The following is a 20,910-nucleotide window of genomic DNA, read 5'->3' on the forward strand; positions in this document are numbered from 1 at the left end:
CAGGTTTATCCACAGGATCTGTGGAAAACCCGGGCGGTGGAAAAATCGCTCTCCAGCGGTCCGGTTCGGGATGTGAAAGATTGGTTAAATTCACCGCAGTCCGCGCGGCCCCCCGGGATGACCGCGCCGGGCCCGGTCTTCCAGCGTTTTTTCACATCCTTATCCACAGCATCTGTGCATAAAAAAACGCGGGCCCGGAGGCCCGCGTTTTTGTTCAGCCGCGATGGGTCGGCGGTCTAGAAGCGGTACTGCCCACCGTCGATGCCTTGCTGAACCTCCGGCGTGAGACGCTGGTAACAGCTCTCGCCGGGCAGCAGCACATAGACCGGATCGTCATGCTTGCTCAGGTCGTACTTCTCGTCCTTCAGCTTGTTCTTCTGGTGCTTGAAGGTGCCGGTGGTTTCCACCCCGTGGTCGGTGATGCGCAGGAACACCGGAATCGCGTAGGGCGGCAGCTCGCGCTGCAGGTAGGCGCACAGCGCCGGCCAGTCCACATCATCGTGGGGGCGGTCCAGGCGCAGTTCCGCCATGCCGGCGCGACCGTTGGTGCCGGGGATCTCCACGCCGTAGACCACGGATTCCACGATCTGCTCGAAGCCGTCCAGGATCTGCTCCACCTCGGTGGTGGACACGTTCTCGCCCTTCCAGCGGAAGGTGTCGCCCAGGCGGTCGACGAACTGGGCGTGGCGGAAGCCGATGTCACGCATCATGTCGCCGGTGTTGAACCAGGCGTCGCCTTTCTTGAACACGTCCCGGAAGATCGCCTTCTCGGTCTTTTCCGGATCGGTGTAGCCGTCGAACGGCGTCTTGTCGGTGATCTCGCCGAGCATCAGGCCGGATTCGCCCTTGCCCACCTTGATCATGTAGCCGTTCTTGTCGCGCACCGGCTCGTCGGCTTCCTTGTCGTACTTGACGATGGCGTAGCTCACCGGTGAGAAGCCCACCGTGTTGTCGAAGTTGAACACATTGGTGAACGCCACGTTGCCCTCGGAGGAGGCGTACAGCTCCACCACGCGTTCAATGCCGAAGCGCGCCTTGAACTGTTTCCAGATGCTCGGGCGCAGGCCGTTGCCGACGATGGTGTGCACCGGGTTGTCGGCGTCGTTGGGTTTCTCGGGCTGCTCGTTGAGATAGCGGCACAGCTCGCCCACGTAACCGAAGGCGGTGCAGTTGTGCTTGCGCACGTCGTCCCAGAAGCGGCTGGCGGAGAACTTGCGGGCGATGGACAGGCCGCCTTCGCCGGCGATCACCGAGGCCCAGCAGATCACCATGCCGGTGGCATGGTAGAAGGGCAGGGTGCAGTACAGGCGGTCGTCCTTGCCCAGGCGTACCGCGGAGTAGCCGAAGGCGCCGTAGGCTTTTTCCCAGCGGCCGTGGTTGAACACCACCGCCTTGGGCAGGCCGGTGGTGCCGGAGGTGTAGATGTAGAACAGCGGATCGCGCAGGAACGTCTGGTTGGTGGTGGCGGGATTCTCGCTGGAGCAGTCCTTGATCTCGGTGGCCAGGTTGGCGAAACCCTCCGGCGCGGTGCCCGGGTCCGCCAGGGTGTCCTGATCGGCGAAATAGAAGAAGTTCTTCTTCAGGTCCAGGTCGTCACGGATATCGCGGATGGTCTCCACCAGCTCCTCGCCGATGATCGCCGCCTTGGGCTCCACCAGGTTGAAGCTGTGCACCAGCACCTTGCCTTTCTGGGAAGTGTTGAGCAGGGCGGCGCACACGCCCAGCTTGGCGCAGCCAAGCACCGCGGCCAGCAGCTCCGGGCGGTTCTCCACGTCCACCGCCACGGTGTCGCCCTTCTTCAGGCCGATGGAGGCCAGGTAGTCGGCGATGCGGTTGGCCCAGGCGTTGAACTGCTTGTAGGTCAGTTCGCGGTCGTCCTGCAGCACGGCGACGCCGTTGGGATTGCCGGCGGTGGCCTGCTCGAAGGCCACGCCGAGCCCCAGCGGCTTGGAGGTATCGGTGATCTTGCTCATCTTGGAGCCCTTGATCAGACCGGGCAGATTGCCGATCACTTCAGGCACCTTGGAAAGCAGCTTGGGCAACGTAATCACGTCGGCGTTGCTCATGGGGTCTCCACTGTCTGTGTTCTTGGAATGCCCGGACCACGCCGGGAGCTCAAACCGATTGCAAACGGGACCCGCCGGGCCTCGGAAGCGGGGTATACCTTACCGGTGGATACGTATACCGGCAATCGATCCGAGACGCCCTGTGCGACCAGTCGGTCGCTTCCCTACAACGGGGCCGCCCGTAGTGAACCATATTCTGGCACCCTCGTGCCTTGGCCCTGGGAATCCCGTGGCTTGTCCTTAAAGCTCATCGGTTACCGTGATCAGCAACTGCTGACGCTTGACCTGATCGCCGGCGGCGGCCTCCACCCGTTCCACCCGGCCATCGCGATCCGCCTTCAGGGCGTGCTCCATTTTCATCGCTTCCAGTACCGCCAGGGTCTGACCCTTTTCGACCGTGTCGCCGGGGCTTACGTTCACTTCGATCACGGCGCCGTCCATGGGCGCCTTCAACTGTCCGGAGCCGGGGCCGTCGTCGCCGGCCCCGGCGCGGTGGGTGCGCTCCTCGAAGGCCACCCGCGCGGCACCGTCCTGCAGCCACAGCGTCTCGCCCTGGCGCCACCAGCGGTAGCGGCGGCGCACGCCGTCCACGCTGGCCACCAGGTCGCCATCCTGGTGGACCAGGTCCAGGGTCAGCCCGGGCTGGCCGTGCACGCCGTCCGGCGTCAGATACAGGGTGCGTTCCTGCTCGCCGCTGGCCAGCACCAGGGGCTGGGCACCCAGGCCACTGGAATGCCAGCCGGCGTAACCACGACCGGCGGCGGCGCCGGAACGACCCAGCAGCAGCGCCGCCAGACCCCACAGGGTGTCGCATACCGCCAGCGGCTCCAGGGCCGGATCATCGGCGAACGGGCCGCCGATAAAGGCGGTGGTGGCGGCGCCGGTGGCGAATTCCGGGTGGCGCAGGATCGCCGCCAGGAAGCGGCGGTTGTCGTCCAGCCCCATCAGCTCGGTATCCTCCACGGCGCGGATCAGTCGCCGGCGGGCCTCGTCGCGGCTGGCGCCGAAGGCGATGATCTTGGCCAGCATGGGGTCGTAGTGGCTGCCCACCTCGGCGCCGTCCACCAGCCCGTGGTCCACGCGCACGCCGTCGCCGGTGGCGGGGCGCCAGCGTTCCACGGTGCCGGTTTGCGGCAGGTAGTTCCGCGCCGGGTCCTCGGCATAGAGGCGCACCTCCATGGCGTGGCCGCTGAGTGTCACCTGTTCCTGGCTGAGCGGTAGCGGCTCGCCGGCGGCCACGCGCAGTTGCCAGGCCACCAGGTCCTGGCCGGTGACCAGCTCGGTGACCGGGTGCTCCACCTGCAGCCGGGTGTTCATTTCCAGAAAGAAGAAGTCGCCGTCGTCGCCGAGCAGAAACTCCACCGTGCCGGCGCCTACGTAGTCGCAGGCCCGGGCGGCGTTCACCGCCGCCTCGCCCATGCGCGCGCGCAGCCCGTCGTCCACCGCCGGGGAGGGCGCCTCTTCCACCACCTTCTGGTGGCGGCGCTGCACCGAGCAGTCCCGTTCGCCCAGATGAATCACATTGCCGTGGTGGTCGCCGAACACCTGGATCTCCACGTGGCGGGGGTTGACCACCGCCCGCTCCAGGATCAGCTCATCGTTGCCGAAGCTGCTTTTCGCTTCCTGGCGAGCGCTCTTGAGCTGGGCGGCGATGTCGCCGGCGTCGGTGACCACCCGCATGCCGCGGCCGCCGCCGCCGGCGCTGGCCTTGATCATCAGCGGCAGGCCGACCCGCTCCGCTTCGCGGATCAGGGTGTCGTCGTCCTGGGCCTCGCCCTGGTAGCCGGGCACGCAGGGCACGCCGGCCTCCTGCATGGCGATCTTGGACAGGCGCTTGGAGCCCATCAGCCGGATCGCCGCCGGCGGCGGGCCGATGAAGGTAATGCCGGCGGCGGCGCAGGCCTCGGCGAAGTCCGCGTTCTCGGACAGAAAGCCGTAGCCGGGATGCACCGCGTCGGCGCCGGTGCGCCGGCAGGCGTCCAGCAGTGCCTCGCTGTTCAAATAGGAGCGCGCCGCCGTGGCCGGGCCGATGCACAACGCTTCGTCGGCCAGGGCCACATGGCGGGCGCCGGCGTCGGCCTCGGAAAACACCGCCACGGTGCGATAGCCCAGCGACTGCGCCGAAGCGATCACCCGGCAGGCGATTTCGCCCCGGTTGGCGATCAGAATCTTTTCAAAGCTCATCGATGATTCCTTGTCATTTGTTCCCGGTCGTGGCGCCGTTATCGCGACTGAAGTCGCTCCTACCGCGATGAGAACCGCTGTAGGAGCGACCGGGCGGCGTTCCGCTTCAGTCGCGATCGTCGGCCCAGGACGGCGCTCGTTTCCGCACGAAGGCCAGGGTGCCTTCCTGGCCCTCGTCGCCGTTGACGGCGTCGGCGAATTCCCGGGCGGCCCGGTCCAGCAGCTCCTCCATGGGCACGCTATCCACGTCCAGCACCAAGGCCTTGGTGGCGCGGTTGGCGCCGGGGGCGCAGCGGCGCACCTGGTCGAGCAGCTCGGTGAGCTTCTTGTCCAGCTCCTCGGCGGAATCGGCCACCTCGTGAACCATCCCCAGGGCCAGGGCCCGGTGGCCGTCGAAGCGGGCCCCGGTGAGCGCCAGCCGGCGCGCCTGGGTGAGCCCCACCCGCCGCACCACGAACGGCGCGATCTGGGCGGGAATCACCCCGAGGCCGGTTTCCGGCAAGGCGAAACGGGCGTCCCCGGCGGCCAGGGCCACATCGGACACGCACGCCAGCCCGAAGCCGCCGCCCATCACCGCGCCCTCCAGCACCGTGATCAGTACCGCCGGCAGACGGTTGGCCCGGGTGATCATTTCGCCGAAGCGGCGGTTGAGGCGGAAGAACGCCTCCGGGTCGCCGTCGGCGGCCTTTTGCCGGGCGCCGGCCATGTCCTTGATGTCGCCACCGGCGCAGAAATGCCCGCCGGCGCCACGCAACACCAGGGCGCGCACGCTTTCATCGCGCTCCACCGCCTCGAAGGTGGCCATCAGCTCTTCCACCATGGCCAGGCTCATGGCGTTGCGTGCCTCCGGACGGTCCAGCGTGACGCGCAGCACGCCGCCGTCGCGGTGCAATGTGATCGTCTCGGTTCTGGGTAAATCCATAGCTCTGTCTCGTTCTGAAAACGGGCGGCCTGACGGTCGCGATACAGGATGCATCCTGTATCGTTATTTTTTCTTGCCGGGCAGCATGTTCATGGTCTTGCAGATAATGCCCAGCATCACTTCGTCGGCGCCGCCGCCGATGGAGGCAAGACGACCATCGCGATAGAGCTGGCTGGCCGGGTTGTCCCACATGAAGCCGTTGCCGCCCCAGTACTGCATGCAGCCGTCGGCCACTTCGCGCAGCAGTCGCCCGGCTTTGAGTTTGGCCATGGACGCCAGGCGCAGTACGTCGCCGCCGTTCACATAGGTCTCGCAGGCCTGCCACACCAGGGCGCGCAACAGCTCCACCTCGGTCTGCAATTCCGCCAGCTTGAAATGCACCGATTGGTTGTCCAGCAGGGACATGCCGAACACCCGCCGCTCGCGGGCGTACTCGATGGTGTCGCGGATCAGGTTGTCGCAGCCCTTGAGGGCGTTGGCGGCCCCCCACAGGCGCTCCTCCTGGAACTGCATCATCTGCATCATGAAGCCCATGCCTTCCTGGCCGATCAGGTTGCTTTGCGGCACGCGCACATTGTCGAAGAACACCTGGGCGGTCTCCGAGCTGCGCATACCCAGCTTGTCCAGATGCTTGTCCACGGTGATGCCACCCGCGTCCTTGGGCACGATGATCAGCGACTTATTGACGTGGGGCTTGTCGTCGGAGGTGTTGGCCAGCAGGCAGAAGAAGTCGGCGCTCGGCGAGTTGGTGATCCACATCTTGGTGCCGTTGATCACGTAGTCGTCGCCGTCTTTTTTCGCGTTGGTCTTGATGTTGGCCACGTCGGAACCGGCGTGGGGCTCGGACACCGCGATGGACGCCACCATCTCACCGGCGATGGCCGGCGCCAGGTAATCGCGCTTGAGCTGCTCGGAGCCGAACCGCGCCAGGGCCGGGGTGGCCATGTCGGTCTGCACGCCAATGGACAGCGGCACGCCGCCGCAGGCGGCGCCGCCGATCTCCTCGGCAACGATCAGGCCGTAGGAATAGTCCAGGCCCATGCCGCCGAATTCCTGCGGTTTGGTGACGCCCAGCAAACCCAGGTCGCCCATCTTCTTGAAGACGTCATGGATCGGAAAACGACCGGCGTTCTCCCACTCCGGCACATAGGGGTTGATTTCCTTCTCGACAAAATTACGCACCGTGCGGCGCAGTTCTTCGTGTTCCTGGGTGAATTGCATGTCCTGCTCCTGATGTCCGTTTGTCTTGGCGATCGCTCTTACAGCCGCGCAACGCCGAACGTATTGGCGTGTGGTTCCCGTTGTTCCGCTTGCCGGAAGATATCCAGCACATAGGCCAGCACCTTGCGGGTGTCGCGGGGGTCGATGATGCCGTCGTCCCACAGTCGCGCGGTGGCGTACAGCGCGGTGGACTGGGCGTCCAGTTTCTCGGCGGTGCTTTGCTGCAGCATGTCCAGCACCTTCTCGTCCGGTTCCAGGCCGTTGGCCCGTTGCTTGGCCTCGGCGACGATGCGCAGCACCATGCCGGCCTGCTGGCCGCCCATCACCGCCACCCGGCTGTTGGGCCAGGCGAAGATGAAGCGCGGGTCCAGGCCGCGGCCGCACATGGCGTAGTTGCCGGCGCCGTAGGAACCGCCCACCAGGATCGAGACCTTGGGCACCCGGGCGTTGGCCACCGCCTGGATCATTTTCGAGCCGTGCTTGATGACGCCGTTCTGTTCCGCGTCGGTGCCGACCATGAAACCGGTGGTGTTGTGAAGAAACAGCAGTGGCCGGCGGGTCTGGTCGCAGAGCTGGATGAACTGGGCCGCCTTGGCGGCGCCGCGGGGGGTGATCGGGCCGTTGTTGCCGAGCACGCCCAGCGGCTGGCCCTCGATCTCGATCCAGCCGCACAGGGTGGCCGCGTCCCACTCGTTCTTGAAATCCAGGAAGTCGGAATCGTCGGCGATGCGGGCGATGATCTCGCGCACGTCGTAGGGCTTCTTGGCGTCGTCGGGGACCACGCCGAGCAGTTCCTCGGCATCGAACCGGGGCGGCTTCCAGTCGCCGGTGGCCGCCGGGGTGTCGCGCAGGCCCAGCTTTTTCATGATGTCGCGGGCATGGCGGATGCCGTCGGCGTCGTTCTCCGCCAGGTATTCGGCGGTGCCGGCCACGCCGGTGTGCATTTCCGCGCCGCCCAGCTCCTCGTCGCTGGCGATCTCGCCAGTGGCCGCCTTGAGCAGCGGCGGGCCGGCCAGGAACATCTTGGCACGGTCGCGCACCAGCACCACGTAGTCCGACAGCCCCGGTTGGTAGGCACCACCGGCGGTGGCGTTGCCGTGCACCACGGTGATCTGCGGCACCCCGGCGGCGGACAGGCGTGCCTGGTTGGCGAAGGTGCGCGCGCCCTCCACGAACACATCGGCGGCATAGTTCAGGTTGGCGCCGCCGGATTCCACCAGGCTGATGATCGGCAGCCGGTTTTCCAGGGCGATCTTCTGCAGGCGCAGGGTCTTGTACAGGCCGGACGGGGTCACGGTGCCGCCCTTGATGGCCGAGTTGGAGGCCACCACCAGGCAGCGCACCCCGCACACATAGCCGATGCCGGCGATGGTGCCGCCGCCGGCCTCGGTGCCGTCCCGGTCGTCGTGCATCTTGTAGCCGGCCAGGTTCATCAGGCTCAGAAACGGTGAGCCCGGGTCCAGCAACCGCGCCACCCGCTCATGGGGCAGCAACTGGCCGCGTTTTTCGAATTTCTCGCGTTTGCCTTCGGCGGTGTCCACCACCTTCCGCTCGATGGCGCGGAATTCCTCCACCGCCTTGAGCAGCGCCTCGCGGTTGTTCCGGTACGCCTCGCCGTGAGGGTCCAGGACGGAGTCGAGCACGGTCATTGGATGTCCTTCAATACGGCCGGAACGACGGCGCGATGGAAGCCGTCATAGGGTTTCGAGTTGGCGTGGTCGGGCAGCGGGAACATCGCCACGTTGCCCTGGCTGGCGCCGCCGTCGATGCGCAGCGTGTCGCCGTTGATGAAGGCGGCGCCGTCGCTAAGCAGAAAACAGATCGCCGAGGAGACTTCCGCTTCCATGCCCAGGCGCTTGAGCGGCACCGCGTCGCGCAGCGTCTTGATGGTTTGCTGCATGCTTTCCGGGTAGGTATCCATGCCGGAGGAGGCGATCCAGCCCGGCGCCACCGCGTTCACGCGCACCCCGGCGCAGGCCCATTCCAGGGACGCGGTCTTGGTGAAGTTGTCCATGCCGGCGCGGGCGGCGCCGGAATGGCCCATGCCGGGCATGCCGCCCCACATGTCGGCGACGATGTTGACGATGCCGCCGCCGGTCTTGTTCATGCCCTGCATGAACACTTCCCGGGCCATCAGGAAGCCGCCGGTCAGGTTGGTGCGGATCACCGTTTCCCAGCCTTTCTGGCTGATCAGCGCCAGCGGCGACGGGAACTGGCCGCCGGCGTTGTTGACCAGACCGTCCACCTGGCCCACGGCGTTATAGATGGCGGCCACGGTATCGCGCACCTTGTCCTCGTCACGGATGTCGCAGGCGAAGCAGAGCGCTTCCTGGCCGGTGTCCTCGAGAATTTCCCCGGCCACCGCCTGGAGCTTGTCCTGCTTGCGGCCCAGCAGCACCACCCCGGCGCCCAGCGCCGCCAGCTCATGGGCGGTGCAGCGGCCGATGCCGGAGCCGCCGCCGGTGACGATCACGGTCTTGCCGGCGAACAGGTCGTCGCGGAAAACGGAACGGTAGGGCATTCGTCATATCCTCACTGCAATTCATTAAAGTCGGTGGCGCCCGCGCGCCGTGGCTGTCGGTCGCGGCTGAAGCGGAACGCCGCCCGGTCGCTCCTACAGGGTGGTTTTCTCGACCTCATTAGCGATGTCCTGGCTCACCGGAATCGGCATGTCCAGCAGCTGCTGGGCGAACGCCTTGCCCTGCGGGTCGATACGCAGGCTGGCGATGCCGCCGCCGCCCAGGGCGTGGCGCAGCAGGAAATTGAAGGCGTGGAAACCGGGCAGCTCCCAATGGCTCACGGAGCCGTGTTCCGGGTCCAGCACATGGCGCATATAGTCGGCCACCGCCTGGTCGGTGAGCGCCGCGCGCAGGTAGGGCAGGTACTCCGGCTTGCGCGCCATGACGCCGATGTTGGCGTGGTCGCCCTTGTCGCCGGAGCGCGCCCAGGCCAGCTTCACCAGCGGCACGCTGGCCGGACCGCCGGCGGTGTCGGTGCCCTGGCTGGAGGGCAGGGCGGTGAGGTCCAGCGGTTCGCCTACCGGCACGCCCACCTCCACCGGCTCACCGTCCAGATCCACGGTGGCGGTCACGTCCACCTTCGGTACCAGGGTCGAGAACAGGCGGATGCGCGGCACTGGCTTCGGCCGCCCGCCCACCAGGCCGGACAGGCCCGGCGCCATGCCGGTGGCGGCCTGGGCGATCTCCCGGGCGAACAGGCCCAGGGCCTTGCGATCGTCATGCAGGGCGGCGATCTTGACCACCACCTCGCGGGTGTCGTCGCGGCGGGCGTGGGCGCCATAGGTGGCCTCGCTGCCGAGGATTTCCACGCTGGTGTCGCGGAACGGCGCCAGGCCCAGGGCCTGGAGCTGGGCGCCGGTTTTCTTGAGGATGGCGTCCGCCACCACCCGGCCCTTGGTGGGGGCGTCGAGGCCCGCCATCAGGAACGACACAGTGATACGCTGGCCGTCCGGCCAGGTGGCGGACACCTTGTAGGTGTCGGTGGGCGGCCGGCCCCGGGCGCCGCTTACCCGCACCCGGTCGTCGCCGTCCTGCTCCAGGGTCACGGCGGTGAAGTCGCACACCACGTCGGGAAGAATGTAGGCGCGCGGGTCGCCGATCTCGTAGAGCACCTGTTCACCCACCGTGGCCGGCGTCACCAGGCCACCGGTGCCGGCGGGTTTGGTGACCACGAACTGGCCATCGGCGTGGCACTCGGCGATCGGGAAGCCCATGTCATGGAAACCGGGCACGTCCCGCCAGTCGGTGAAGTTGCCGCCGGTGCACTGGGCGCCGCACTCGATCACATGGCCGGCCAGGGAACCCTGGGCGAGCTTGTCGTAGTCGTCGTCGGCCCACTGGAACTCATGCATCAACGGGCCCAGTACCAGGGCGGAGTCCGCTATCCGGCCGGTGAGCACCAGGTCGGCGCCGGCGTCCAGGGCCGCCTGGATCGGCAGGGCGCCCAGGTAGGCGTTCATGGTCAGCGTCATGGGCGGCAGCGGCGCGCCGCTGTCGAGCTCGGTGCAGCCGGCGAATCGCTCGCGCTGGCCGTTCAGGTCGTCGCCTTCCACCAGAGCGATTTTGAGATCCACGCCGGCCTCGGCGAATACCGCCTGCAAGGCCTCCCGGCAGGCGCGCGGATTGACGCCACCGGCGTTGCTGATCACCTTGATCTTCCTGTCGCGGATTTCCCGGGCCAGGGGCGCCATTACCTGATGCACGAAATCGTGGGCGTACCCCGCGGACGGGTCCTTCATGCGCGCGCCGGCCATGATCGACAGGGTGACCTCGGCCAGATAGTCGAACACCAGATAGTCGATGTCGCCTTTGCGCACCAGTTGGAAGGCGGCGCTGTTGGTGTCGCCCCAGAAGGCCGCGGCGCAGCCGATACGGACGGGATCGCTCATGGGACCGGCTCCTGATTGCCGTGATGGATCGGATTCCGTAAGCTACCAAGCAAGCGCTTGGTTTGGCAAGAGGCAAACTATAAGCAGGGCATGAGCAGGGCATGCTGTAGGAGCGGCTTCAGCCGCGATAGGGCCTGTTTGAAGCTTGCCGCTTGCGACTCGCCGCTTGCCGCTTTTAAATGCGCCGCCAGGAGGAACGACCCATGCCCGACAATCCGTCCATCCATGGCATCGACAACTCGCCCCGGGGGCGCCTGTTGAGCGCCGCCGCCCAGTTGTTCCGCGCCAAGGGGTTCGACCGCACCACGGTGCGCGACATCGCCGCCGCCGTGGGCATCCAGAGCGGGTCCATCTTTCACCACTTCAAAACCAAGGAAGACATTCTCTACGCGGTGATGGAAGAAGTGATCCGCTTCAATACCGAGCGCCTGCGCCAGGCGGTGGCCGCCGCCGACACGCCGCTGGAACAACTGCGCAACCTGGTGCGCGCCGAACTCACCGCCACCGTCGGCGATACCCGCGAGGCGATGACGGTGATGGTCCAGGAGTGGCGCTGCCTGAGCGAGGACAACCAGCGCCGGGCCCTGGCCCTGCGCGATGTCTACGAGCGCCTCTGGCTGGACGTGCTGGGCGCGCTGCACGAGCAGGGCGCCTTCCGCGCCGACCCCTTTATCCTGCGTCGCCTGATCACCGGCATGATCGGCTGGACCCCGAACTGGTTCAGCGCCAACCGGCGCCTGTCCCTGGATGACCTGGCGGATCTGATCGTCGACCGGGTGGTGGGGGAGCGGCCATGATCGGCAACGGCTACCCGTGGGGCAATGGCTACACCATCATGGAAGAGGGCGAGCTGGACCGGGACACCTGGCAACTGCGCGTGCACCACTATCTGGTGGCGGGGCCGGATGGCCGCGCGCTGCCCCGGCGCTTCCCGTCCATGGACGCCGCCAAGGCGTTTATCGACGATCAGGACAAATTATGACCGAACGGTGTCGCGGGTCGAAAAAAGCCGTTGACACCCCGGGCCCAATCCCTAAAATGGCGCCCACTTCGCGACGCGAAGCACCCAGGGTGGTTAGCTCAGCTGGGAGAGCATCTGCCTTACAAGCAGAGGGTCGGCGGTTCGATCCCGTCACCACCCACCAGTTTCCCATCGGGCTTCAGAGCCCAAAGGGAGAGTCGGAGCGGTAGTTCAGTTGGTTAGAATACCGGCCTGTCACGCCGGGGGTCGCGGGTTCGAGTCCCGTCCGCTCCGCCACTTCTTCATGATTCTTCCTCCTTGATAGACATTGTAAGGTTGAAGTTCAGGGCATCGGCTCACCGCCGGTGCCCTTTTTGTTTGTGGCGCCGATCACGCCCGGGGAACTCCCGGCCGATTTCTCCCTCCAAGAATCCGAACGACCACGGGAACGGTCGTTCATCAAGCCGTCACATAAGGGCGGCTATTCTCCAAAGACCAATAGCAAAGCAGAGAAAACAAGTAAGAAAGGAGTAAACCATGGACGAATATCTGGAAGAACAACTGGAACAGAAACTGTGGCTGGAAAGCTACGATGAGCTCGATGACGACCTGTGCGACGATGGTGTGGAGCTGTAGCTCCGGCCTCCGTCGCCACCCGCTTCACCTCTCAACCACCTCTCCCCTGATTCACCCTCCGACCTGATTTCCCATCGCCACGTCCGCGCGCATCGCGTGCGAAATTGGTGACCGGCTTCCTTGTGCCAGCATTACGACACTGCCTATTCTGCGTCCAATCCGGGGGCCGGCGGCGGGGGCAGCGTGCCGCGGCGACTGACCGGCAGCGGCAGGGAGTGACACCGCTTGTCACCGGTTGGCACCGATAACAACGATTAGGGAAGGCGTCATGGCGGGTTCGTCCGTAACCTCCGAAGCGATTCTGTTCTACGACCGCAAAGGCATCTTCAAGAGCATGCTCCACGCCGATTTCGAGGCGATTCTGGACGGTATGGTCGGGGTGCCGGAATTCGCGCGCCGGGAAGTGCGGGGTGCCTACTGTCTGGTCAACGGCCAGCTCAAGATCAAGGCCATGGTGCTGTTCCTGATTGAATTCGACGACGACGGCATGGCCGACCATACCTGGAACGTGCCCCTGCGCCATCTGGCCGAGCACGGCGGCCCGGGGCCGGACATGGGCGCCGGCCCGATCCGTCTGGCCTGCCGCAGCCAGTGTCCGGTGGCCTGGCATCAGGATCAGCTCTGGGACCCCTCCATGAAGCCCGGCGCCAATGATTTCGTGGCCGCCCGCGATCTGGTGCGCCAGCGTGGCGCCAAGATGGGCCTGGAGGTGGACGATGACCTGCCGCCGCCGCGCGCCGTGCCGACCCTCTCCGACGAGCCGGCGCCCACGGTCAAGGGGAGCCGCGCGGACCCGCGCGAGGACGCCGAACGGGTGCGCCTGGCGCGCACCATCAAGGAATTGCGGCTGCGCATCCACACCCTGGAAAGTGGTCAGAAGGAGGAATTGGCCCAGCTCCGCTACGCCCAGCAGCAGAAGGAGGAGATCCTCAGCGCTCAGTTGGAAAAGGTGCTGATGCAGTTCAAGACCCTCAAGTCCCAGAACGCCGCCCTGCGCGAGCAGAACGGCTCGCTCAAGGCCCAGGTGGAGGCCCTCGACCGGGCCCTCAAGGAACAGGCCGGCCGCGACGCGGAGCAGGGCAGCGAGGTGGAGCGCCTGGCCGAGCAGTACCGGCTTACCCTGGAGCAGCGCCTGGAAGAGGAGCGGGCGCGCCTGGCCGACGAGATCCACACTCGGGAAATGGACGTGCTCACCCGCGACGAGGTGATCAGCCAGCTGCGCGAGCAACTGACCACCTTCAAGCGCGACCAACTCGATGAGGCCCACTCCGGCGCCCGCAAGATGCTGGAAAAGCTGGAGGACCTGGGCCTCAGCTTCATTGCCTTCCACCCCGGCGCCGGCCATGTGTCGGTGCCCGCCGGGCAGATTTCCGACTACATGGACAACCCGCAGGCGTTCGCCGCCCGCAAATGCCTGGTCACCGAGGATCACTACCGGGCCTGGCTGGAACACTACGAGAACCCGGTTTGCCGGGTACCGGTGGGGCCCGACCAGGCGCCCTGCGGCAAGCGCGTGATCCGGGTGGACGTGCCCAACCAGTTCAAGCCCGGCGTGTCCGATTGCAACTCCAACCGCTGCCCCCATTGCCGTTCGGATTCTTCCATCGACAATGTGTTGAAGTTCCGGTGAGCGAGAGGTTGGTAAGTTTTTTGCAGGCCAATAAGAATCCGACGTATAGGGGAGTCGCTGTAATGGCTCGGGAATCCATCGATAAACGCCTTCTGCAGACGTTCGTGCCGGTCAATGCCCTGTCCGGCGACCAGCTCGACTGGCTGCTCGACCAGCAGGAGGTACGCCGCTACGAAGCCGGCGACATCCTGTTCCGGCAGGGCGACCGGGACAACACCACCATCTATCTGCTCAGCGGCCAGGTGGAGCTGTTCAGCGAGCGCGGCGAACGTACCCTGGTGAGCGCCGGCGATGGCGCCTCCTGGCACCCGCTCGGCCACTTCCAGCCGCGCCGCGACGACTGCCGTGCCCTCACCGAGGTGAGCGTGGTGCGTTTCGACAGCTTCCGTCTGGACACCATCCTGTCCTGGGACCAGTCCGCCGGCTACGTGATCCTCGACATCAACGCCAACGCCGCGTACCAGCATGACCGCGAGTGGATGATCCGGCTGCTCAAGTCCAACCTGTTCCACCGGGTGCCGCCCTCCAACATCCTGGAAATCTTCCGCCGCCTGCACGCCCGCCGCTGCAAGGAAGGCGAGGCCATCGTCCGCCAGGGCGAGCAGGCCGACTGTTGCTACATCATCAAGGAAGGCGTTTGCGAGGTGGCCATCACCCTGGGCGGGCAGAGCGAGGCCACCCCGGTGGCCATGCTCGAGGAAGGGCAGTGGTTCGGCGAGGAGGCGCTGCTGTCCGGCAAACCGCGCAACGCCACCGTTACCATGGCCACCGACGGCGTGCTGATGCGTCTGGACCGCCAGGACTTCGATGCCCTGCTGCGCGAGCCGGTGGTGCACGCCATCGACGCCGAGCAGGCCCGCGCCCGCATCGAGGCCGGCGGACGCTGGCTGGACGTGCGCACCGCCGATGAATTCGACCAGCAGCACCTGGAAGCCGCCGCCAACATGCCGCTCAGTGCCCTGCGCCTGAAATCCCGCCTGCTGGACCCGGGGCGGCCCTATGTGGCCTATTGCGATACCGGTCGGCGTAGCGCCACGGCGGCATTTTTGTTAAAAAACGCCGGTCTGGACGTATACGTGCTGGATGGCGGCCTTAATGGCAATGCTGATACCCTGCACGAACACCTTACCGAATAGCCGTTCCCGCGCCGTGCCGGGGCCGGCGCTGGCAACGGGCCCCGCAACGTGTCCCAGGAAAAATTTCGCATCATCGGTTTGATCGCCCGCTCGGAAAGCGAACAGGCGCTGTACTCCATGCGCCAACTGATTCATTTCCTGCACGGTCGCGACTGCACCGTGATTCTCGACAAGGCGATCGCCGACAGCCTCGCCGAAATGGGCCTGCAGGCCGCCACCACCGCGCAGATGGGCGAGGCCTGCGACCTGGTCATCGTGGTCGGTGGCGACGGCAGCCTGCTGGGCGCCGCCCGCACCCTGGCCCGCTATGACATCCCGGTGCTGGGCATCAACCGTGGCCACCTGGGCTTCCTCACCGACATCCTGCCCTCGGAAATCGAATCCCGTGTTGGCCAGGTGCTGGACGGGGACTACGCCACCGAACGACGCTTCCTGCTCGACATGGAAGTGCGCCGGGGCAAGAGCGTGGTGGGGGAGGGCAGCGCCCTCAACGACGTGGTGCTGCTCTCCGGTGACAGCGTCCACATGATCGATTTCGAGCTGACCATCGACGGCCATTTCGTTTATGCCCAGCGCTCCGACGGCCTGATCGTGTCCACCCCCACCGGCTCCACCGCCTACGCTTTGTCCGGTGGCGGCCCCATCATGCACCCGCGCCTCGACGCCATGGTGCTGGTGCCGCTCAACCCGCACACTCTCACCAGCCGCCCGCTGGTGGTGGATGGCGACAGCGAAATCAAGATCCAGATCACCACCGAAAAGGTGAACCCCCTGGTCAGTTGCGACGGCACTGCCGGTACCCGCCTCAAGGTCGACGACGTCATCGCCATCCGCAAGAAGCCCCACCGCCTGCGGTTGATCCACCCGCCCGGCCACGACTTCTACCAGGCCTGTCGTTCCAAGCTGGGCTGGAGCACCCGTCCCGGCGACGGTAATTGAACCCGATCGCGACTGAAGTCGCTCCTACACCGGATCAAAGTCGTAGGAGCGACTTCAGTCGCGATGCCGGCCGCCGCCGCGGCCGTTGGTTGCAACTTGCAACGGCGCTTCCACCGGCAAGGCCTGTCTCGCGCCTGCATCCTGTATCTTGAATCCTGTATCCTTACCCCCCATTCCATAACGCACAGTTTTCGACAGGTACCCGCGATGTCTTCCGCTCCCTCTTTTGACCAGATGATCGACTCCATGACCCTGGAGGTCTGGCACAACATGCGCACTGCCGTGGAAACCGGTCGCTGGCCCGACGGCCGCAAGGTGAGCGATGAGCAGCGCGAGCTGTGTCTGCAGGCGGTGATCGCCTGGGAAGCCCGCAACCTGCCCGAGGAGGAGCGCACCGGCTACGTGCCCAGCCACTGCAAGAGCCAGGCGGGCGGCGGGGAATCCGAGCAGCCGGTGTCCCTGCGCCCCGCCGGCGGAAAGGGAGAACACTGATGAGAGACGGACAACCCAACCCGGTCACCCGCCTGGCGGACTACCAGCCGCCGGCCTGGCTGGTGCCCGACACCAGCCTGGACGTGGACCTGCGCGATGGCCACGCGCTGGTCACCGCCCGTTTGACCCTGCGCCGCAACCCGGCCCGCGACGACCAGCCGGCGGATCTGGTGCTCGACGGCGAGAACCTGGACCTGCGCGCCCTGACCCTGGACGACCGTGAACTCAAGCCCGGCGACGACTACCGCCTGGACGGCCCGAAGCTGGTGATCCCCGGCGCCCCGGACGCCTTCACCCTGACCTCCGTGGTGCGCATCGAGCCGGAAAAGAACACCGCCCTGGAGGGCCTGTACCGCTCCAACGGCATGTACTGCACGCAATGCGAGGCGGAAGGCTTCCGCCGCATCACCTTTTTCCCGGATCGCCCGGACGTGCTCAGCCGCTTCACCACCACCATCCACGCCGACAAGAGCGCCTACCCGCTGCTGCTCTCCAACGGCAACCCGGTGGACGCCGGCGAGGAAGAGGGCGACCGCCACTTCGCCACCTGGGAAGACCCGTTCCCCAAACCCTGCTACCTGTTTGCCCTGGTGGCCGGGGACCTGGCCTGCCTGTCGGACACCTTCACCACCGCCTCCGGCCGTGAAGTGGCCCTGCGCCTGTACGCCGAGCACCGCGACCTGGACAAGCTCGACCACGCCATGGATTCACTCAAGCGCGCCATGGCCTGGGACGAACAGGTGTTCGGCCGCGAATACGACCTGGACATCTTCCAGATCGTGGCGGTCAGCCACTTCAACATGGGCGCCATGGAGAACAAGGGCCTCAACATCTTCAACACCTCCTGCGTGCTGGCCCACCCCGACACCACCACCGACGCCGCCTTCGAGCGGGTGGAATCCGTGGTCGCCCACGAGTACTTCCACAACTGGAGCGGCAACCGGGTCACCTGCCGCGATTGGTTCCAGCTCAGCCTTAAGGAAGGCTTCACCGTGTTCCGCGACCAGGAGTTCTCCTCGGACATGAACTCCCGCGCCGTGGTGCGGGTGGAAAACGTGGATTTCCTGGTCAACCATCAGTTCCCCGAGGACCAGGGCCCCATGGCCCACCCGGTGCGCCCGGCGGCCTACCAGAAGATCGACAACTTCTACACCTTGACCGTCTACGAGAAGGGCGCCGAGATCGTGCGCATGCAGCATCAGTTGCTCGGCGCCAAGGACTTCCGCCGCGCCACCGACCTCTACTTCGAGCGCTTCGACGGCCAGGCGGTTACCTGCGACGACTTCGTGGCCTGCATGGAAGAAGTGTCCGGGCTCGACCTGACCCAGTTCAAACGCTGGTACAGCCAGGCCGGCACCCCGGTGCTCACGGTCACCGACGACTACCGGGATGGCGAATACCAGCTCACCATTGAGCAGCACACCCCGGCCACCCCCGGCGAACCGGACAAGCAGCCGCTGATGATCCCGATCAAACTGGCCCTCCTGGACGGCCAGGGCCGGCCGCTGCCCCTGGACGACCAGGGCGGCACCGAAACCGTGGCGATCCTGCGCGAGCCCCGCCAGGTGTTCCGCTTCCGGCTGCCGGAACAGCCCACGCCGTCCCTGCTGCGCGGCTTCTCCGCGCCGGTGTCGCTGCGCTACGACTTCAGCGAGGAGCAGCTCGTCACGCTGCTGGCCCACGACAGCGACGGCTTCTGCCGCTGGGACGCCGCTCAGCGCCTCTACTTCGCCGCCCTGGCGCGCATCATCGACGATGGCGAAAGCGCCGCCGACCAGTTGCCCCGGCTCGCCCCGGTGCTGGAGCGGGTCATCGCCCGCGCCGCCGAGGACCCGGCCCAGGCCGCGCTGCTGCTCGGCCTGCCCGCCGAAAACGCGGTCGGCGACCGCCACGCGCCGCTGCGCCCGCAACGGGTCCATCAGGCGGTGAGCGGCCTGCGCGCCGCTCTCGGCGAGGCCCTGGCCGACCACTGGTGGCGCCTGGCCGAGCAGTTCGACGAGCCCCGCTACCAGAGCGGCGGCGATGCCATGGGCCGCCGCCGTCTGCGCCGGCTGGCCCTCGCCTACCTGGCCGCCGCCGCCGGGCAGGGCGCCCTCGACGCGACCAGGGTGGGCGAATACCTGGGCCGCGACTTCGACCAGCCGACCTGCATGACCAACGCCCAGGGCGCCCTGCGCGACCTGGTGCACAACGGCCTGGACGACCAGGGCCGCCTGGCCCGCTTCGCCGAGCAATGGGCCGATGAACCGCTGGTCATGGACCAGTGGTTCGCCATCCAGGCCACCGTGCCCGGCCCGGACACCGTGGCCCGGGCCGAGGCGCTGCTCGACCACCCGGCCTTCGAGTGGACCCTGCCCAACCGGGTGCGCGCGGTGATCGGCACCCTGGTCAACGGCAACCCGTCCGCCTTCCATGCCCCGGACGGCAGCGGCTACGCCCTGTTCGCCCGGGCGCTCAAGAAACTCGATGGCATCAACCCGCAGATCGCCGCCCGGCTCGCCAACGGCGGCGCCCGGCTCAAGCGCCTGGAGCCGGACCTGGCCGGCAAGCTCGGCGACGCCCTGCGTGGCATCCGCCCCGGCGCCTCCGCCAACCTCGCCGAGGTGCTCGACCGCATCCTCGGCGCCTGAGCGCCGCCTGAAGTCGCTCCTCCCCCCCGTAGGAGCGACTTCAGTCGCGATTCGCCGCCGAACATCACGCCCAGGCGCCCCCGTCCCCGTGCCCCCGCCGCGCCGCTGGCGTATACTCCCCGCGCCGATCGCTCTGGAGCCGCCCCGTGCTGTACCGCCTTGCCCGTCCGCTGTTGTTTTCCCTGTCCGCCGAACAGGCCCATGACCTGACTCTGGACCTGCTGCGCCGGGGCGCCGGCAAGCTGCTGCCCGGCACCGTGCCGGACCGGCCGGCCTCGGTGATGGGCCTGGACCTGCCCAACCCGGTGGGCCTGGCCGCCGGCCTGGATAAGAACGGCGACTGCATCGACGGCCTGGCCACCCTGGGCTTTGGTTTCCTGGAGGTGGGCACCGTCACCCCGCGCGCCCAGCCCGGCAACCCCAAGCCGCGCCTGTTCCGCCTGCCCGAGGCCCGCGCCATCATCAACCGCATGGGCTTCAACAACCACGGCGTCGACGCCCTGGTGGCCAATGTCCGCGCCAGCCGCTACCAGGGCGTGCTGGGCATCAACATCGGCAAGAACAAGGACACCCCGGTGGAAAACGCCGTGGACGACTACCTGATCTGCCAGGAGAAGGTCCACGCCCTGGCCAGCTATCTGGTGGTCAATGTGTCCTCGCCGAACACCCCGGGGCTGCGCAGCCTGCAACACGGCGACGCCCTGGACGCGCTGCTCGGCACCCTGCGCGAGGCGCAAACCCGGCTCGACCAGCAAAACGGCAAGCGCGTGCCCCTGGTGATCAAGATCGCCCCGGACAACAACGAGCAGGAACTGGGCGCCATGGCGGAAGCCTTCATACGCCACGGCATCGACGGCGTGTGCGTCGGCAACACCACCCTGGAGCGCCCCGGCGTGGAACGGCTCCAGCACGGCGGCGAGCAGGGCGGCCTGAGCGGCGCCCCGCTCAAACCCATCGCCGACCGGGCCCTGGCCACCATGCGCCGCGCCCTGGATGGCCGCCTGCCGATCATCGGCGTGGGTGGCATCCAGAGTGGCGCCGACGCCGTCGAGAAGCGGCGCCTGGGCGCCGACCTGGTGCAGGTCTATTCCGGCCTGATCTACCAGGGCCCCGGTCTGGTCCGCGACATCGTCAAGGCCTGGTAACCCCGGCGCCATAGGAGCGCCCCGTAGGGGCGACTGGGCGGCACTCCGCTTCAGTCGCGATAAAGCGTTGGATCAATGGCACCGCCCAATCGCGGCTAAAGCCGCTCCTACAGTGCATTACCAGGGCAGGGTGGGCTGGCCGCCCAATTAAAAAGGGCCCTGGAGGGGCCCTGTGGGGTCGACGCGCGAAGCGCCGGCGCTGAACGGAAAAACGTATCGAAATTGTTTGATCTGGCTTGAAGCTTTCAGAGGTCCTTCAGGTTGTGAATGCCGGCAACGCCGATCATGCCTTGAACTTGGTTGGTGCGCCCTTCACGCCAGCCCTGCATCCAGTTACTGCGGGCCTGGAGGGCGCCGAAGGGGCAGAAATCGCGGGACTTTCCTCGGTATCCGGCCTGGTAGCCCCGGCTGTAGGCACGATCATCACGACTGCGTTTTTGTCGCTTCATAGACATTGTCCTCACTTGTCGTTTTCGAAAGCCTCGTAGTCGAGTATGGAAAAGCCCTCCCCGGGTGTCGAATAACAAGTCGCCATAATAG

Annotated in this window: 16 protein-coding genes and 2 tRNA genes; 10 read left to right on the top strand and 8 right to left on the bottom strand. The window is 66.7% G+C overall.

Annotated elements, in window-relative coordinates:
• Positions 1 to 236 precede the first annotated feature (236 nt).
• The 7 genes from ACLD02_RS08490 to ACLD02_RS08520 all read right to left on the bottom strand — a co-directional run bounded on the left by ACLD02_RS08490 (position 237) and on the right by ACLD02_RS08520 (position 10,801).
• Complete coding sequence (locus ACLD02_RS08490) at positions 237 to 2,066, bottom strand: long-chain-acyl-CoA synthetase (RefSeq protein ID WP_203100760.1); 1,830 nt, start codon at positions 2,064 to 2,066, stop codon at positions 237 to 239.
• A gap of 240 nt (positions 2,067 to 2,306) precedes the next feature.
• Positions 2,307 to 4,250, bottom strand: a complete 1,944-nt coding sequence (locus ACLD02_RS08495) for an acetyl/propionyl/methylcrotonyl-CoA carboxylase subunit alpha (RefSeq protein ID WP_410298442.1) — start codon at positions 4,248 to 4,250, stop codon at positions 2,307 to 2,309.
• A gap of 106 nt (positions 4,251 to 4,356) precedes the next feature.
• Positions 4,357 to 5,172, bottom strand: a complete 816-nt coding sequence (locus ACLD02_RS08500; RefSeq protein ID WP_410298443.1) for an enoyl-CoA hydratase/isomerase family protein — start codon at positions 5,170 to 5,172, stop codon at positions 4,357 to 4,359.
• A gap of 63 nt (positions 5,173 to 5,235) precedes the next feature.
• Entirely contained in the window at positions 5,236 to 6,393 is a 1,158-nt protein-coding gene (locus tag ACLD02_RS08505) for an acyl-CoA dehydrogenase family protein (RefSeq protein WP_410298444.1), read from the bottom strand.
• Between the two features lie 38 nt (positions 6,394 to 6,431).
• Positions 6,432 to 8,042: an acyl-CoA carboxylase subunit beta gene (locus tag ACLD02_RS08510; protein WP_203100768.1), complete on the bottom strand. Its 1,611-nt coding sequence runs from the start codon at positions 8,040 to 8,042 to the stop codon at positions 6,432 to 6,434.
• Positions 8,039 to 8,914, bottom strand: a complete 876-nt coding sequence (locus ACLD02_RS08515) for an SDR family oxidoreductase (protein WP_410298445.1) — start codon at positions 8,912 to 8,914, stop codon at positions 8,039 to 8,041. The genes ACLD02_RS08510 and ACLD02_RS08515 overlap by 4 nt, the downstream gene beginning before the upstream one ends.
• Before the next feature lie 93 nt (positions 8,915 to 9,007).
• A complete protein-coding gene (locus ACLD02_RS08520) occupies positions 9,008 to 10,801 on the bottom strand; it encodes an acyclic terpene utilization AtuA family protein (protein ID WP_203100772.1) in 1,794 nt (597 codons plus the stop codon).
• Between the two features lie 203 nt (positions 10,802 to 11,004).
• Here ACLD02_RS08520 and ACLD02_RS08525 point away from each other — a divergent pair, with 203 nt between their 5' ends.
• From ACLD02_RS08525 to ACLD02_RS08570, 10 genes are all read left to right on the top strand, one after another.
• Entirely contained in the window at positions 11,005 to 11,598 is a 594-nt protein-coding gene (locus ACLD02_RS08525) for a TetR/AcrR family transcriptional regulator (protein WP_203100774.1), read from the top strand.
• On the top strand, positions 11,595 to 11,783 hold the full coding sequence (locus ACLD02_RS08530; RefSeq protein ID WP_203100776.1) for a hypothetical protein: 189 nt from the start codon (positions 11,595 to 11,597) through the stop codon (positions 11,781 to 11,783). The genes ACLD02_RS08525 and ACLD02_RS08530 overlap by 4 nt, the downstream gene beginning before the upstream one ends.
• Positions 11,784 to 11,870: 87 nt before the next feature.
• Positions 11,871 to 11,946: transfer RNA gene (locus ACLD02_RS08535), tRNA-Val, on the top strand.
• 36 nt (positions 11,947 to 11,982) lie between these two features.
• A tRNA-Asp gene (locus tag ACLD02_RS08540) sits at positions 11,983 to 12,059 on the top strand.
• A gap of 607 nt (positions 12,060 to 12,666) precedes the next feature.
• Complete coding sequence (locus tag ACLD02_RS08545) at positions 12,667 to 14,028, top strand: hypothetical protein (RefSeq protein WP_410298446.1); 1,362 nt, start codon at positions 12,667 to 12,669, stop codon at positions 14,026 to 14,028.
• A gap of 62 nt (positions 14,029 to 14,090) precedes the next feature.
• Complete coding sequence (locus ACLD02_RS08550; protein WP_203100780.1) at positions 14,091 to 15,164, top strand: cyclic nucleotide-binding domain-containing protein; 1,074 nt, start codon at positions 14,091 to 14,093, stop codon at positions 15,162 to 15,164.
• A 48-nt stretch (positions 15,165 to 15,212) separates the two neighbouring features.
• Positions 15,213 to 16,103: an NAD(+) kinase gene (locus tag ACLD02_RS08555; RefSeq protein ID WP_203100782.1), complete on the top strand. Its 891-nt coding sequence runs from the start codon at positions 15,213 to 15,215 to the stop codon at positions 16,101 to 16,103.
• 207 nt (positions 16,104 to 16,310) lie between these two features.
• On the top strand, positions 16,311 to 16,595 hold the full coding sequence (locus ACLD02_RS08560; protein WP_203100784.1) for a YeaC family protein: 285 nt from the start codon (positions 16,311 to 16,313) through the stop codon (positions 16,593 to 16,595).
• The gene (gene pepN, locus ACLD02_RS08565; RefSeq protein WP_203100786.1) at positions 16,595 to 19,225 is read left to right on the top strand and encodes an aminopeptidase N; all 2,631 of its coding nucleotides are present in this window, start codon (positions 16,595 to 16,597) and stop codon (positions 19,223 to 19,225) included. Before ACLD02_RS08560 ends, pepN begins: the two co-directional genes overlap by 1 nt.
• A 146-nt stretch (positions 19,226 to 19,371) precedes the next feature.
• The gene (locus ACLD02_RS08570; RefSeq protein ID WP_410298447.1) at positions 19,372 to 20,370 is read left to right on the top strand and encodes a quinone-dependent dihydroorotate dehydrogenase; all 999 of its coding nucleotides are present in this window, start codon (positions 19,372 to 19,374) and stop codon (positions 20,368 to 20,370) included.
• 245 nt (positions 20,371 to 20,615) lie between these two features.
• Here the strand turns inward: ACLD02_RS08570 and rmf are convergent, their stop codons facing one another.
• The gene (rmf, locus tag ACLD02_RS08575; RefSeq protein WP_194297037.1) at positions 20,616 to 20,819 is read right to left on the bottom strand and encodes a ribosome modulation factor; all 204 of its coding nucleotides are present in this window, start codon (positions 20,817 to 20,819) and stop codon (positions 20,616 to 20,618) included.
• Positions 20,820 to 20,910 lie beyond the last annotated feature (91 nt).

Source organism: Alloalcanivorax sp. C16-2 (assembly GCF_046507615.1).
Classification (GTDB): domain Bacteria; phylum Pseudomonadota; class Gammaproteobacteria; order Pseudomonadales; family Alcanivoracaceae; genus Alloalcanivorax; species Alloalcanivorax marinus_A.

What these genes read in the sequence shown, in the direction of transcription:
- ACLD02_RS08515 (WP_410298445.1), bottom strand. Translation starts at nt 8,914, where the DNA reads ATGCCCTACCGTTCCGTTTTCCGCGACGACCTGTTCGCCGGCAAGACC.
- ACLD02_RS08530 (WP_203100776.1), top strand. Translation starts at nt 11,595, where the DNA reads ATGATCGGCAACGGCTACCCGTGGGGCAATGGCTACACCATCATGGAA.
- ACLD02_RS08505 (WP_410298444.1), bottom strand. Translation starts at nt 6,393, where the DNA reads ATGCAATTCACCCAGGAACACGAAGAACTGCGCCGCACGGTGCGTAAT.
- ACLD02_RS08510 (WP_203100768.1), bottom strand. Translation starts at nt 8,042, where the DNA reads ATGACCGTGCTCGACTCCGTCCTGGACCCTCACGGCGAGGCGTACCGG.
- ACLD02_RS08545 (WP_410298446.1), top strand. Translation starts at nt 12,667, where the DNA reads ATGGCGGGTTCGTCCGTAACCTCCGAAGCGATTCTGTTCTACGACCGC.
- ACLD02_RS08490 (WP_203100760.1), bottom strand. Translation starts at nt 2,066, where the DNA reads ATGAGCAACGCCGACGTGATTACGTTGCCCAAGCTGCTTTCCAAGGTG.
- ACLD02_RS08560 (WP_203100784.1), top strand. Translation starts at nt 16,311, where the DNA reads ATGTCTTCCGCTCCCTCTTTTGACCAGATGATCGACTCCATGACCCTG.
- ACLD02_RS08520 (WP_203100772.1), bottom strand. Translation starts at nt 10,801, where the DNA reads ATGAGCGATCCCGTCCGTATCGGCTGCGCCGCGGCCTTCTGGGGCGAC.
- ACLD02_RS08495 (WP_410298442.1), bottom strand. Translation starts at nt 4,250, where the DNA reads ATGAGCTTTGAAAAGATTCTGATCGCCAACCGGGGCGAAATCGCCTGC.
- ACLD02_RS08550 (WP_203100780.1), top strand. Translation starts at nt 14,091, where the DNA reads ATGGCTCGGGAATCCATCGATAAACGCCTTCTGCAGACGTTCGTGCCG.
- rmf (WP_194297037.1), bottom strand. Translation starts at nt 20,819, where the DNA reads ATGAAGCGACAAAAACGCAGTCGTGATGATCGTGCCTACAGCCGGGGC.
- ACLD02_RS08525 (WP_203100774.1), top strand. Translation starts at nt 11,005, where the DNA reads ATGCCCGACAATCCGTCCATCCATGGCATCGACAACTCGCCCCGGGGG.
- ACLD02_RS08500 (WP_410298443.1), bottom strand. Translation starts at nt 5,172, where the DNA reads ATGGATTTACCCAGAACCGAGACGATCACATTGCACCGCGACGGCGGC.
- pepN (WP_203100786.1), top strand. Translation starts at nt 16,595, where the DNA reads ATGAGAGACGGACAACCCAACCCGGTCACCCGCCTGGCGGACTACCAG.